The following is a 13,245-nucleotide window of genomic DNA, read 5'->3' as shown; positions in this document are numbered from 1 at the left end:
ACCCTAGTGGCGCGGTGCGGCACGGCCCGGACGCCGCGACCGGCGCGCTCTCAGGCGTCGCGGAACCGGTTGATGGCCGGGGCGAGCCGCTCGCGCCTCTCGGTGTCGGTGACGCCGAGCCCGGCCTCCGGGGAGAGCGTGAGGACGCCGACCTTGCCCTGGTGGGCGTTGCGGTGGACGTCGAGCGCGGCCTGGCCCACGTCCTCCAGGCGGTAGGTCTTCGACAGCGTCGGCTGGATGAGGCCGCGGTTGACGAGCTCGTTGGCCTCCCACGCCTCGCGGTAGTTGGCGAAGTGCGAGCTGACGATCCGCTTGAGGTTCATCCAGAGGTAGCGGTTGTCGTACTCGTGCATGTACCCGGAGGTCGAGGCGCAGGTGACGATCGTGCCGCCCTTGCGTGCCACGTAGACGCTGGCGCCGAAGGTCTCGCGGCCGGGGTGCTCGAAGACGATGTCGACGTCGTGCCCGCCGGTGAGCTCGCGGATCTTCTTGCCCAGGCGCTGCCACTCCTTGGGGTCCTGGGCGGTGTCGTCCTCGTTCCAGAACCGGTAGCCCTCGGCGGACCGGTCGATGATGAGCTCGGCGCCCATCGCGCGGCAGATCGCGGCCTTCTCGGGGGAGGAGACGACGCAGACCGGGGTGGCGCCGCCGGCCAGGGCCATCTGCGTCGCGTACGAGCCGAGGCCGCCGGACGCGCCCCAGATGAGGACGCGGTCACCGAGCTTCATCGCGGCGCCGTTCTTGCTGATGAGCTGGCGGTAGGCGGTGCTGTTGACCAGGCCGGGGGAGGCGGCCTCCTCCCACGTGAGGTGGGCCGGCTTGGGCATCAGCTGGTTGGCCTTGACGATGGCGAGCTCGGCGAGGCCGCCGAAGTTGGTCTCGAAGCCCCAGATCCGCTGCTGCGGGTCCATCATCGTGTCGTCGTGGCCCTCGGCGTCCTCGAGCTCGACCGAGAGGCAGTGGGCGACGACCTCGGTGCCCGGCTTCCACTTGGTGACGCCGGGGCCGGTGCGCAGCACGACGCCCGCGAGGTCGGAGCCGATCACGTGGTAGGGCAGGTCGTGGCGCTTGGCGAACTCGGAGGTGCGGCCGTAGCGCTCGAGGAAGCCGAAGGTGGAGACCGGCTCGAAGATCGAGGTCCACACGGTGTTGTAGTTGATGGCGCTGGCCATGACCGCGACGAGGGCCTCACCGGGGGCGAGCTCGGGGACCGGGACGTCCTCGACGTGGAGGGACTTGCGGGGGTCCTTCTCCTTGGTCGGGAGGTCGGCGAACATCTCGACCTCGTCCTTGTGCACCGTCGCGGCGCGGTAGGCCTGCGGGATGGAGATCCCGGCGTAGGTGGCCTCGCTGCGGTCCCCGGAGAGGATGGCCTCGCGGATCTGGTCCATGCGGTCGTGCTCCTTGGCGTGAGGTCGGACAGCGTCGTCGGCAGACACCTTCCGGCGAAACTAGCGGGACCCGCGCGGGCTGCCCGGCGCGTGTGACGGCGGGCACGGCGTGATCCGGCTCACGGGGTGCTCGGGACGGCCGGGGGAGGCGCGGGATACCGTGCCGTCGTGGCCCCGAACTCCCGCATCGCACGCCGGGCGCTGCTCGGCGGAGTGGGCGCGGCGGCGTACTCGGGGGCCGCGTACTGGAGCATCACCGAGCGGATCATGCGCGCCGAGGTGCCCCTCTACAGCGAGACGGTGGCGTTCTCCGGTGGCGGAGCCCGCGAGCTCGTGCCCGTGGGGCACCTCGACCGCGTGGTCCCGGGCACGCGGGTCCTCGCGGGACGGCCGCAGAGCAGCCTCCTCGTCGAGGAGGAGCTGGCGTGGCTCGAGGAGTGCGCGCCGTGGGTGCGGCGGCGCCTCGACGGCGGCGACGACGTCCTGCGCTCGGCCCTGCTCGACCTGCGGGTGCTGTCCGACGGGCTGCCGGTGTCGGTGGCCGGCTGGACCGACCGGTGGCGCTACGCCTGGCCGCGAGACGTCTCGTTCGCCTCGGCCGCGCTGGCCCGGTGCGGGCACGCCGAGCAGGCGGCCCGGCAGCTGGGCTTCCTCCAGCGGGTGCAGCGCGAGGACGGCTGGTTCGAGGCGCGCTACAACATCTCCACGGGGCGCCGCCCCGACCGCCGCGTGCCGCAGCTCGACGGCTCCGGGTGGGCGGCCTGGTCCGCGGGCCAGGTGGCGACGGCCGCCCCCGACCGGGCCACCGAGCTGCTGACCCCCCTGCGCCCGATGCTCGTGCGGTGCGCGCGGCGGCTGCTCGCCTCCATCGACGCCCAGACCGCCCTGCCGCCCCCGTCCTCCGACTACTGGGAGCTCGTCGAGACCACCCTGACCCTCGGCACCGCCGCCGCCGTGCTCGCCGGCCTGCGCAGCGTGACGCAGGTGCTGCCGCTCGTGGGGGAGATGGCGATGGCCGACCGCACCCGCCGCGCCTCCGACCTCCTCGCCCGGCAGGTCCGCACGCAGTTCGGCCCGATGGGCTACCCGCGGCTCCTCGGCGGATCGGCGGCGGATGCCGCGGTCACCTTCCTCGTGGCGCCCATCGGCCCCACGACCGCCGACATCGAGGTGATGTCGGCCGTCGACCGCGCCCAGACCTCGATGATGCGTCCCGCCGGCGGCCTCGCGCCCGGGGCCGAGTGGAAGAACGACGGCGTCAGCTGGACCCCGCAGACCGCGCTGTTCGCCTCGGCGTGGGCGGCCACCGGGTACGAGGGCAAGGCCGAGCCGCTCCTGGAGTGGCTCGGTGCGCACCGCACCGACGCGGGCTCGTTCCCCGAGAAGGTGCTGCACGACGGGCGCCCGGCGGCGGTGGCACCGCTCGCGTGGACGGCCGCGCTCGTCGTCATCGCGCGGCACGAGCAGGTGAGGGCCGCATGACGCGGCTCCTCCCTCGCCTGCTCGCCTCCGTGGCGGTGCTGGTCGCGCTCGCGGGCCAGGGCGCGCTGCCCGCGTCGGCCGCGGCGGCTCCCTCGGCGGCGGCCGACGACGGGCGCCTCGTCGTGGTCGGTGCCCCCGGACTGGCGTGGTCCGACCTCGAGGACGCCGACGTGCCGAACCTGCGGGCCCTCGCCGACGAGGGGGCCGGGGCCTCCCTGACCGTGCGGGCGGTGCGCAGCCGCTCGTGCGCGGTCGACGGGTGGCTCACCCTCTCCGCCGGGCGCCGCGCCGCCGACGTCGCCGGGCCGTGCCGGGTGCCGGCCCCGGTGGGGGCTGACGGAGCCGTCCCGCTCTGGGACCAGTACCTGGCCGCCGCGTCGGCCGCGTCCTACGGGGCGCGCCCCGGGACGCTCGGGACGGCAGTCGACGGCGCCGGGGCGTGCGTCGAGGCCGTGGGGCCCGGCGCCGCCGTCGGTGCGGCCGACCGCGCGGGCTCGGTGCCCCACTGGTCGGCCGAGCTCCCGGACGCGTTCTCCTGCGCGGTCGTCCTCGTCGACGGCGGCACGCTCCCGGACCAGCAGCCCGAGCGAGGCCAGGCGGTCGGGCGCCTGGACGCCGTCGTGGAGGCCGTTCGCCGCCTCGACCCTGCGGCCGACGTCCTCGTCGTCGGGATGGGCGACGGCGACTCGAGCGTGCGGCCGCGGGCCCTGCTGGCGGCCGGGCCGGGCTTCGGCCCCGGAACGCTCACCTCCTCCTCGACCCGACAGCCGGCGACCGTCCAGCTCCAGGACGTCACGGCCACCGTGCTGGCCCGGGTCGGCGTGGGTGACCAGGCCCTCACCGGACGCCCGCTCGTCGTCGAGCCCTCGACCGACGACGCGGCGACGCGGCTGTCCGACCGCGTCGGCTTCGAGACGCGCGCGGCCACGCTGCGCGAGGTGAGCCCCCAGGTGACCGGCTGGCTGGCCGCAGCCTTCGCGCTCTGGTGCGCGGTCGTCGCGGTCCTCTGGTGGCGCGACGGCACGGACCGCCCTCTGCCGCAGGCTGTTCGGGTCAGCGGAGTCGCCCTCGCCGCGTTCCCGGTGGGGACGTTCCTCGCCAACCTCGTGCCGTGGTGGACCGAGGTCGCTCCCGGCGCGGTGTTCGCCGGGGCGCTCCTCGTGGCGGTGGCGGTCGTCACGGTCGTGGCGCTCGCGGTGGAGCGCCGGCGGCCCCTCGGCGCCCTGCTCACCGTCGCGGTGGTGACGCTGCTCGTCCTCGGCGGCGACGTGCTCCTCGGCTCGCGGCTCCAGCTCGGCTCGGTGTTCGGCCAGAACCCCACGGTGGGTGGCCGCTTCTACGGGTTCGGGAACACCTCGTTCGCCCTCTACGGCCTCGCCGTGCTCGCGGTCGTGGCGGCGGTGGCCGGCAGCCGACGCATCGGCCGCTGGGCCGCGGCGGGCGCCGCCCTCGGGATCCTCGTCGTCGCCCTCGCCATCGAGGCGCTGCCGTCGCTCGGCGCCGACTTCGGCGGCCCTCCCGGACTCCTTCTCGGCGGCCTGCTCGTCATCGCCCTCGCGATCCGCCTGCGGCTCACCCCGGTTCGCGTCATCGCGGCGGTCGTCGGGGCTGGCGTGCTCGTCGTCGGCGTCGCGGTGCTCGACTGGCTGCGCCCCGCCGACAGCCGCACCCACCTCGGCGACTTCGTCGAGTCGGTCGTGTCGGGGGAGGCGGGTGCCGTCGTCGGGCGCAAGCTCGCGCAGAACGTCGCCAACCTCGGCTCGCCACCACTGGTCGCGATGGCCGTGGCCACGCTCGTGGTGGTCGTCGTCGCGTGGCGGCGCGGGTGGCGGCCGAGCGCGGCAGGCACGGTCGTCCTCGAGGGCGCGGTCGTCCTGGCCGTCGTCGGGTTCGCCGTCAACGACTCGGGGCTGGTGATCCCCGCGTTCGTCGCGGTCGTCCTCGCCCCGCTCCTCGTCGCGGCCGGGCGAGCGGAGCGGAGCGGGACCTAGCCGTCAGTGCCCGACGGCGGGCACGTCGGTGGCGTCGGTGGTGTCGGGGCGGTTGGGCAGCACGACGGCGAGGACGACGACGAGCACCGAGATGCCCGCCCCCACCCAGAACGCCGAGCGCAGCCCGTCGAGCAGCGCGGCGACCGGGTCGGTGCCACCGCTGACGAGCGTGGCGGCGCGGGTCGTCATCACGGTGATGACGAGGGCCGTGCCGAACGCGGCGGCCACCTGCTGGAGCGTGCCGAGCATCGAGCTGCCGTGCGAGTACAGGTGCGCCGGAAGGGCACCCAGCCCGATGGTGAACACCGGGGTGAAGACCGCGGCGAGCGAGATCGACAGCAGCACGTGGATGCCGAGGACGAACGCGTACGGCGTGCTCGCCCCGACCTGGGTGAGGCCGGTGAGGGCCGCGACGATGCCGACCGCGCCCGGGACGACGAGGACGCGCCCGCCGAGGCGGTCGAAGACCTTGCCGACGGAGGGCCCGAGCAGGCCCATCGCGAGCCCACCGGGCATGACGAGCAGGCCGGTCTGGAGCGGGCTGAGGCCGCGCACCTCCTGCAGGTAGAGCGGCAGGAGGATCATCGAGCCGAGCATCGCCATGAACGACACGGCCATGAGCAGCAGCGACAGCGTGTAGGTGCGGTGGGTGAGCACGCGCAGGTCCATCAGCGGCGACCCGGTGCGCTGCAGCGAGCGCTGGCGCCAGGCGAACGCGCCGATGGCCAGCAGGCCGGCGACGATGAGCCCGACCGGGACCGCCACCTCGCCCTCGCTGAACCGGCTGAGGCCGTAGACGAGCCCGCCGAAGCCGAGGGCCGCGACGACCACGCTGAACCAGTCGACGTCTCCCGGCTGCGGCTCGCCGACGTTCTCGAGGCGACGCATGCCGACCCACGTGATGGCGCCGGCGATCGGGAGGACGAGGACGAAGAGCAGCCGCCACGACCCGGCCTGCAGCACGACGCCCGAGACGGCCGGCCCCATGGCGGGGGCCACCGACATCGCCAGCGTCACGTTGCCCATGACCCGGCCGCGGTCGCTCTGCGGGACGACGGTCATCAGGGTGGTCATGAGCAGCGGGATCATCACCGCGGTGCCGCCGGCCTGGATGATGCGGGCGCCGAGGAGCACCTCGAAGGTGGGGGAGACCGCGGCGAGCGCGGTGCCCACGAGGAAGGTCGTCATCGCCGTGAGGTACGCGGTGCGGGTCGCGAAGCGCTGGAGGAACCAGCCGGTGACCGGGATGACCGCGGCCATGGTGAGCATGAAGGCGGTCGAGAGCCACTGGGCGGCCTGGGCGGTGATCGCGAGGTCGGTCATGAGCCGCGGGATCGCGTTGATCATGATCGTCTCGTTGAGGATGACGATGAAGGTCGCGAGCACGAGCCAGCGGATGACCGGCGGCGTGCCGGTGGGGCGGGCGGCCGGGGTCTCGGTGGTCGCGTCGGCACCCAGGACGGTGGGCGCGGAGGAGGCGGGCGGTGTCACGGCGAAGTCCTGACGAAGTGAGTCGGAGGGGCTCGCCGGTCCGTCACGTCATCGGGGGAGGACCAGCGCGTCGAGGCTACGGTTCGCAAGCCAGCCGAGCGACCGGTTATTCCGGGTGACGGCGCGTCACCGCGCGCCGGTGGGGCCTCAGTGCGCGGTGCCCGCAGCCGGCTCGACGAGCTCGACGAGGATGCCGCCGGCGTCCTTGGGGTGGATGAAGTTGACACGGCTGTCGCTCGTGCCGCGCCGCGGGGCGTCGTAGAGCAGGCGCAGGCCGCGCTCGCGCAGGGTGGTGCTCACGGCCTCGAGGTCGGCCACCCGGTAGGCGAGCTGCTGGATGCCGGGGCCGCTGCGGTCGAGGAACTTCGCGATGGTCGAGGCGGGGGAGAGCGGGGCCAGGAGCTGGATGCACGAGCCCGAGTCGCCGACGGCCATCATCGCCTCGCGCACGCCCTGCTCCTCGTTGACCTCCTCGTGCAGCTTGCGCATCCCGTAGGTCGACTCGTAGAAGGCGACCGCCTCGTCGAGGTCGGCGACGGCCACGCCGACGTGGTCGATGGCGGTGAAGAGGTCGGTGGGCAGGGCGCTCATGGCACCAAGCCTAGGAGCGCTCGGCGACGGGGACCGCGCGCGGGTGGCGAGGGTCACCGCCGTGCGGGGATGGCACCGTCGGGCGCCGGGACTACAGTCGAGGACGACCCCTCAGACCCCGAGATCCGGAGGCCTCCCATGTCCACCGACCCGTCCGTCATCGTCGCCGGCGCCCGTACCCCGATGGGCCGGATGAGCGGCTCGCTCAAGGGCTTCAGCGGCTCCGACCTCGGGGGGTTCGCCATCAAGGGCGCCCTGGAGAAGGCCGGTGTCTCGGCCGACGACGTCGACTACGTGATCATGGGCCAGGTCCTCACGGCCGGCGAGGGCCAGATCCCCGCCCGCCAGGCCGCGGCCAAGGCGGGCATCCCGATGTCGGTGCCCGCGCTCACCATCAACAAGGTCTGCCTCTCGGGCATCGACGCGATCGCGCTCGCCGACCAGCTGATCCGCGCCGGCGAGTTCGACGTCGTCGTCGCCGGCGGCCAGGAGTCGATGACCAACGCGCCGCACCTGCTCGAGAAGAGCCGCGACGGGTTCAAGTACGGCGACGTCACGCTGCACGACCACATGGCGCAGGACGGCCTGTGGGACGCGTTCACCGACCAGGCGATGGGCCTGCTCACCGAGACCGCGAACACCGGCGACGTCGCCTTCACCCGCGAGGAGCAGGACGCCTTCGCCGCCCGCAGCCACCAGCTCGCCGCGCGCGCCTGGAAGGACGGGTACTTCGACGACGAGGTCGTCACCGTCTCCATCCCGCAGCGCAAGGGCGAGCCGGTCGAGTTCAAGACCGACGAGGGCATCCGCGCCGACACCACCACCGAGTCGCTCGGCGGCCTGCGCCCGGCCTTCCGCAAGGACGGCACCATCACCGCCGGCTCCGCCTCGCAGATCAGCGACGGGGCCTGTGCGGTCGTCGTCATGCGCAAGTCGAAGGCCGAGGAGCTGGGGCTGACCTGGCTCGCCGAGATCGGCGCCCACGGCGTCGTGGCCGGTCCCGACTCCACCCTGCAGAGCCAGCCGGCCCGCGCCATCGCGAAGGCCTGTGCGCGAGAGGGCATCTCGCCGTCCGACCTCGACCTCGTCGAGATCAACGAGGCGTTCGCCGCGGTCGGCCTGGCCTCGGCCAAGGAGCTCGGCCTCGACGACGACAAGGTCAACGTCAACGGCGGCGCCATCGCGCTCGGCCACCCCATCGGGATGTCCGGCGCGCGCATCACGCTCCACCTCGCGCTCGAGCTGCAGCGCCGTGGTGGCGGCGTCGGCGCGGCCGCCCTCTGCGGCGGTGGCGGCCAGGGCGACGCGCTCGTCGTCAGGGTCCCCGCGCGGGGCTGACGGCGCTGAGCGGGGCCCGCAGCGTCGACGTCCCCTCCCTCGTGTCCGACGCGAGGGAGGGGCGTCCGCGTGCGGTGGCCCGCCTCATCTCCCTCGTCGAGGACGGCCACCCCGCCCTGCGCGAGGTGATGGCCGCGCTCGCGCCGCACACCGGCCGGGCGCACGTCGTCGGCATCACCGGGGCTCCCGGGGTCGGCAAGTCGACGACGACCAACGCGCTCGTGGCGGCCTACCGGGCGAAGGGCGCGCGGGTGGGGGTGCTCGCCGTCGACCCGTCGTCGCCCTTCTCGGGCGGCGCCCTGCTGGGCGACCGGATCCGCATGTCCGACCACGCGGCCGACCCGGAGGTCTTCATCCGCTCGATGGCCGCGCGCGGACACCTCGGCGGGCTGTCGTGGGCCGCGCCGCAGGCGGTGCGCGTCCTCGACGCGGCCGGGTGCGACGTCGTCCTCCTCGAGACGGTCGGGGTCGGGCAGAGCGAGGTCGAGGTGGCGTCCACCGCCGACACGACCCTCGTCCTCCTCGCGCCGGGCATGGGCGACGGCATCCAGGCGGCGAAGGCCGGCATCCTCGAGGTCGCCGACGTCCTCGTCGTCAACAAGGCCGACCGCGAGGGTGCTGACCGCACGGTGCGCGACCTGCGGCACGCGGTGTCGCTGGGCGACCGCTCCGGGCCCGGGACGTGGCGTCCGCCCGTGCTGCGCACCGAGGCCCTGACCGGGACCGGCGTCGACGACGTCGTCAGCGCGCTCGCCGACCACCTCGCCCACCTCGGCGACGCCGGGCTGCGCGAGCGGCGCACCCGACGGGCCGCGCGCGAGGTCGAGGGGCTCGCGCTCGAGGCGCTGCGCCGCCGGCTCGGTGGGGTGGCCGGGGCGCGGCTGGAGGCCGTCGCGGCCGACGTCGTCGACGGCCGGCTCGACCCCTACGCCGCGGCGGACGTCCTCACTCACCCCGATCCCGGATGACGTGGCGCCCGTCGGCGCGGCAGACTCCCGACCCGTGACCCCCCTCGACCTGGCCACCAAGCCCACCCTGACCGGCGACCTCGTCGTCCTGCGCCCGTTCCGCGAGGGCGACCTCGACGCGATGGTCGAGATCCTGTCCGACCCCGACGTCCGCGCCCTGACCGGCAGCGTCGAGACCACGGCCGAGGCGCACCAGCGCCAGGAGCTCGACGACCGGCTGCGCGACTGGTACGCCACCCGCAACGACCAGCCCGACCGGCTCGACCTCGCCATCGAGGACCGGGCGACGAGCCGGCTCGTCGGCGAGGTCGTCCTCAACGAGGTCGACACCGGCGCCCGCACCGCCAACCTGCGCGTCCTCGTCGGGCCCGACGGGCGCGGCAAGGGCATCGGCACGGAGGCGGTCGGCATCACCACGGCGTACGGGCTCGAGCGGCTCGGGCTGCGACGGATCACCCTCGAGGTGTTCGACCACAACCCGCGCGGCCGGCGGGTCTACGAGAAGGTCGGCTACGCGGCGACCGGCCAGCGGGCCGACGCCCTCCACTTCGACGGCATCGCGATCGGCGCGACCGACATGGCCGTGGACGCCGGCAGCTGGCGCGGGTGGCCGCCTCGCGACGCCTGAGCCCGCCTCACTCCGGGCCGATGAGCGACTCCGGAGCCACGCCCGGGTCGGCGAGGGCGGCCACCGCGGGCAGGTGCTCGGGCTGGTCACCCTCCTCGCGCGGCATCGGGTCGGGGACGCCGGCGGTGATCCGGCTGCCGTCGGCGCGCGTGCCGCCGGTCTGCGGGCGGTTGCCCAGCACGCCGTCGATGCGCGGGCCGTGCCCGTCGAGCTCGACGACCACGGGTGAGCCCGGCGCGACGTCGTGGTCCTCGCCCCGGACCTGCACCGGCACGGGGGTGTCGCCGTCCTCGACCTCGAACCGCAGCGTGTCGGGGGTGAGGGTGACGCGCACCCTCGTGCCGCGCCAGGTGAGCGGGAAGGTCAGGGACGACCACTGCGCGGGGAGCCGCGGGTCGAAGCGCAGCCGCACGTCGTGGTCGCGCATCCCGCCGAAGCCGTTGACGAGCGAGGCCCACACGCCCCCGGTCGAGGCGATGTGCAGCCCGTCGACGGTGTTGCCGTGGAGGTTGGCGAGGTCGACGAACAGGCCCTGGAGGAAGTAGTCGTAGGCGACCTCGTGGTACCCGACCTCGGCCGCGACGATCGACTGCACGACCGCCGACAGGGTGGAGTCGCCGGTGGTGATCGGGTCGTAGTACTCGAAGTCGGCGCGCTTCTCCTGTGCGGTGAAGCGGTCGCCCTGCAGGTACAGGGCCAGCACGACGTCGGCCTGCTTGAGCACCTGGAAGCGGTAGATGACGAGCGGGTGGTAGTGCAGGAGGAGGGGGCGCAGCTCGTCCGGGGTGCGGCTGAGGTCCCACACCTCGCGGTCGAGGAAGAAGTCGTCCTGCGGGTGGATGCCCAGGCCCGCGTCGAAGGGGATGTGCATCCCGTCGGCGCAGTCGGCCCACTCGGCGACCTCGGAGTCGTCGATGCCGAGCTTCTGGACGAGCCGCGCGTACTCCTCGGGGTGCTCGCGCTGCGCCCAGCCGACCCACGCCACCGCCTGCTCGAGGTTGTAGCGGGCCATGACGTTGGTGAACAGGTTGTTGTTGACCACCGTCGTGTACTCGTCGGGCCCGGTGACCCCGTGGATGTGGAAGGAGCGGTCGCCGTTGTTCCGCCAGAAGCCGAGGTCGGCGTACAGGCGCGCGGTCTCGACGAGGATCGGCAGCCCGTCGCGCAGGAGGAAGCCGACGTCACCGCTGGCGTTGACGTACTGGACGAGGGCGTGCACGACGTCGGCGTCGATGTGCACCTGCGCCGTGCCGGCCGCGTAGTAGGCCGAGGCCTCCTCGCCGCTGATCGTCCGCCACGGGAAGAGCGCGCCGCGCTGGGACAGCTCGCGGGCCCGGTCACGGGCGGCGGGCAGCATCCGGCTGCGGAAGTGCATGAGGTTGCGCGCGAGGTCCGGGCTGGTGAACGACAGGAACGGCGCGACGTAGACCTCGCTGTCCCAGAAGTAGTGGCCCTCGTAGCCCGACCCCGAGACGCCCTTGGCCGGGACGCCCTGGCCGTCGGCCCGCCCGGCCGCCTGCGCGAGGGTGAACAGGTTGAAGCGCACCGCCTGCTGCACCGCGGGGGCGTCGGCATCGGTCGAGCCGATCTCGACGTCGCTGCGCTCCCAGAACCGGTCGTACCAGGCGCGCTGCTCGGAGAGGTAGTGCTCGACGTCGTAGCGGGCGGCGCGGTCGAGGGTGCGGTCGCACCGGTCGGACAGCTCGCGGACCGGGAGGCTGCGGGAGGTGTGGTACGCCACGAGCTTCTCGACGCGCACGGTGTGGCCCTGCGTCGCGTCGACCCGGAAGACGAGCTTGGTCTGGTCCTCCTCGGCGCGGACCACGGTCTCGTACGGGTCCTGCGTGTGCAGCGAGTGGTCGGCGGCGACCGCGACGGTCATGCCCGAGTTCGCGCACCGGTAGCCCAGCGTCATCCGGTCCTCGGTGGCGACGTGCAGCCGGGGGAGCAGCACGCGTCCCTCGAACGCGCTCGCCTTGCGCGGGTCGGCGGTGGCCACCTTGCTCTGCGCCGGCTCGTGGTACTCGTCCTCGCCGTCCTGGCGGTTGAGCAGCTGGCTCGACACGAGCACGGGGGCGTCGCCGGACAGCATCGTCACCTCGAGGGTGAGGACCGCCAGGTGGCGCTGCGTCATCGACACCATGCGGGTGGAGTCGACCTGCACCCGCTTGCCCGAGGGCGTCCGCCACACCACCGAGCGGCGCAGCACGCCGTCGCGGAAGTCGAGGGAGCGCTCGTAGTGCTCGAGGTCGGCGCTGCCGATGACGAGGGGCTCGTCGTCGACGTAGAGCTTCATCAGCTTGGCGTCGGGGACGTTGACGATCGTCTGGCCGGTGCGGGCGAAGCCGAAGGCCCCCTCGGCGTGGCGGATCGGCCACGTCTCGTGGAAGCCGTTGACGAAGGTGCCGTGCTCGTAGGCCTTGCGCCCCTCCTCGGGGTTGCCGCGCATGCCGATGTAGCCGTTGGCGACGGTGAACAGGGTCTCGGTCACCCCGAGGTCGGTCCCGTCGTGGTCGCACTCGACGAGCCGCCACGGGTCGACCGGGAAGCGGCTGCGGTCGAGCGGGTCGGCCTCGACCCGGTTCGGCCTCATGCCAGCTCCCCGAGGTCGTCGACGACGACGTCGGCCCCGGCGGCGGTGAGCACGTCGGCCCCCGCGCCGCGGTCGACCCCGATGACGAGGGCGAAGTCGCCGGCCGCGCCGGCCCGCACGCCGGACACCGCGTCCTCGACGACCACCGACCGGGCGGGGGCGGTGCCGCACGCCTCGGCGGCGTGGACGAAGGTGTCGGGCGCCGGCTTGCCCGGCAGGCCCAGCTCGCCCGCGACCCGGCCGTCGACGACGGTGACGAAGCGGTCGGCGATGCCGGCGGCGACGAGCACCGAGGGGGCGTTGGCCGAGGACGACACCACGGCGAGCGGCATCCCGAGGTCGCGCAGGACGTCGAGGAGCGCGATCGAGCCGGGGTAGGCGGTGACGCCGTCGCGCTCGAGGACGGCGTTGAACGCGTCGTTCTTGCGGTTGCCCAGCCCGCACACGGTCTCGGCGTCCGGGGCGTCGGACGGCTCGCCCTCGGGCAGGGTGATGCCGCGCGAGGTGAGGAAGTCGCGCACGCCGTCGTAGCGGGGCTTGCCGTCGACGTGGTCGTAGTAGTCCTGCTCGCTCCAGGGGCGGGAGTCGCCCGCGCCGGACCAGGAGGACAGGAAGGCGTCGAACATCTCGGCCCACGCCCGCCGGTGCACCTCGGCGGTGGGGGTCAGGACCCCGTCGAGGTCGAACAGGACCGCGTCGTGGTCGGTCCAGGTCACGGGGGAGCCGGTCATGTGGGTGAACGCTAGGGACCGCGAGAGCGCTTGCGCAACGC

General features: G+C 74.0%; 10 protein-coding genes. 5 read left to right on the top strand and 5 right to left on the bottom strand.

The features are described from left to right. Nucleotides 1-50: 50 nt before the first annotated feature. A complete protein-coding gene (gene ccrA / locus ACFLFB_RS13840; RefSeq protein ID WP_392542764.1) occupies nt 51-1,391 on the bottom strand; it encodes a crotonyl-CoA carboxylase/reductase in 1,341 nt (446 codons plus the stop codon). A 168-nt stretch (nt 1,392-1,559) separates the two neighbouring features. Here ccrA and ACFLFB_RS13835 point away from each other — a divergent pair, with 168 nt between their 5' ends. Both ACFLFB_RS13835 and ACFLFB_RS13830 read left to right on the top strand, forming a co-directional pair. Further along, nucleotides 1,560-2,873, top strand: a complete 1,314-nt coding sequence (locus ACFLFB_RS13835) for a hypothetical protein (RefSeq protein ID WP_392542763.1) — start codon at nt 1,560-1,562, stop codon at nt 2,871-2,873. Next, a complete protein-coding gene (locus ACFLFB_RS13830; protein WP_392542762.1) occupies nt 2,870-4,864 on the top strand; it encodes a hypothetical protein in 1,995 nt (664 codons plus the stop codon). The genes ACFLFB_RS13835 and ACFLFB_RS13830 overlap by 4 nt, the downstream gene beginning before the upstream one ends. 3 nt (nt 4,865-4,867) lie before the next feature. Here ACFLFB_RS13830 and ACFLFB_RS13825 read toward each other — a convergent pair whose 3' ends face one another. Continuing rightward, nucleotides 4,868-6,355, bottom strand: a complete 1,488-nt coding sequence (locus ACFLFB_RS13825; protein WP_392542761.1) for an MDR family MFS transporter — start codon at nt 6,353-6,355, stop codon at nt 4,868-4,870. A 147-nt stretch (nt 6,356-6,502) separates the two neighbouring features. Next, entirely contained in the window at nt 6,503-6,946 is a 444-nt protein-coding gene (mce, locus tag ACFLFB_RS13820) for a methylmalonyl-CoA epimerase (RefSeq protein ID WP_392542760.1), read from the bottom strand. A 138-nt stretch (nt 6,947-7,084) separates the two neighbouring features. On the opposite strand from mce, the gene ACFLFB_RS13815 reads away from it, so the two are divergent. From ACFLFB_RS13815 to ACFLFB_RS13805, 3 genes are read left to right on the top strand one after another with little or no spacing between them, the layout of a single operon-like run. Further along, nucleotides 7,085-8,284 (top strand): acetyl-CoA C-acetyltransferase, encoded by a 1,200-nt coding sequence (locus ACFLFB_RS13815; protein ID WP_392542759.1) that lies wholly within the window; start codon nt 7,085-7,087, stop codon nt 8,282-8,284. 41 nt (nt 8,285-8,325) lie between these two features. Further along, nucleotides 8,326-9,252 carry a methylmalonyl Co-A mutase-associated GTPase MeaB gene (gene meaB, locus ACFLFB_RS13810; protein ID WP_392542758.1) on the top strand — a complete coding sequence of 309 codons (927 nt, stop codon included), beginning with the start codon at nt 8,326-8,328 and terminating at the stop codon, nt 9,250-9,252. Nucleotides 9,253-9,286: 34 nt separating this feature from the next. Then, nucleotides 9,287-9,880 (top strand): GNAT family N-acetyltransferase, encoded by a 594-nt coding sequence (locus tag ACFLFB_RS13805; protein WP_392542757.1) that lies wholly within the window; start codon nt 9,287-9,289, stop codon nt 9,878-9,880. A gap of 7 nt (nt 9,881-9,887) precedes the next feature. On the opposite strand, the gene ACFLFB_RS13800 is transcribed toward ACFLFB_RS13805, so the two are convergent. Further along, nucleotides 9,888-12,473: a glycoside hydrolase family 65 protein gene (locus ACFLFB_RS13800; RefSeq protein ID WP_392542756.1), complete on the bottom strand. Its 2,586-nt coding sequence runs from the start codon at nt 12,471-12,473 to the stop codon at nt 9,888-9,890. After that, complete coding sequence (locus tag ACFLFB_RS13795; RefSeq protein WP_392542755.1) at nt 12,470-13,204, bottom strand: HAD family hydrolase; 735 nt, start codon at nt 13,202-13,204, stop codon at nt 12,470-12,472. The genes ACFLFB_RS13800 and ACFLFB_RS13795 overlap by 4 nt, the downstream gene beginning before the upstream one ends. Nucleotides 13,205-13,245: the final 41 nt, after the last annotated feature.

This window comes from Oryzobacter telluris, assembly GCF_043099285.1.
Classification (GTDB): domain Bacteria; phylum Actinomycetota; class Actinomycetes; order Actinomycetales; family Dermatophilaceae; genus Oryzobacter; species Oryzobacter telluris.
Note: the sequence above shows the minus strand (reverse complement) of the source record. Positions and strands in the feature narration are given on the sequence as shown.

Coding starts and splice junctions, on each gene's coding strand:
- ACFLFB_RS13815 (WP_392542759.1), top strand. CDS start 7,085: ATGTCCACCGACCCGTCCGTCATCGTCGCCGGCGCCCGTACCCCGATG.
- ACFLFB_RS13800 (WP_392542756.1), bottom strand. CDS start 12,473: ATGAGGCCGAACCGGGTCGAGGCCGACCCGCTCGACCGCAGCCGCTTC.
- ccrA (WP_392542764.1), bottom strand. CDS start 1,391: ATGGACCAGATCCGCGAGGCCATCCTCTCCGGGGACCGCAGCGAGGCC.
- mce (WP_392542760.1), bottom strand. CDS start 6,946: ATGAGCGCCCTGCCCACCGACCTCTTCACCGCCATCGACCACGTCGGC.
- ACFLFB_RS13830 (WP_392542762.1), top strand. CDS start 2,870: ATGACGCGGCTCCTCCCTCGCCTGCTCGCCTCCGTGGCGGTGCTGGTC.
- ACFLFB_RS13795 (WP_392542755.1), bottom strand. CDS start 13,204: ATGACCGGCTCCCCCGTGACCTGGACCGACCACGACGCGGTCCTGTTC.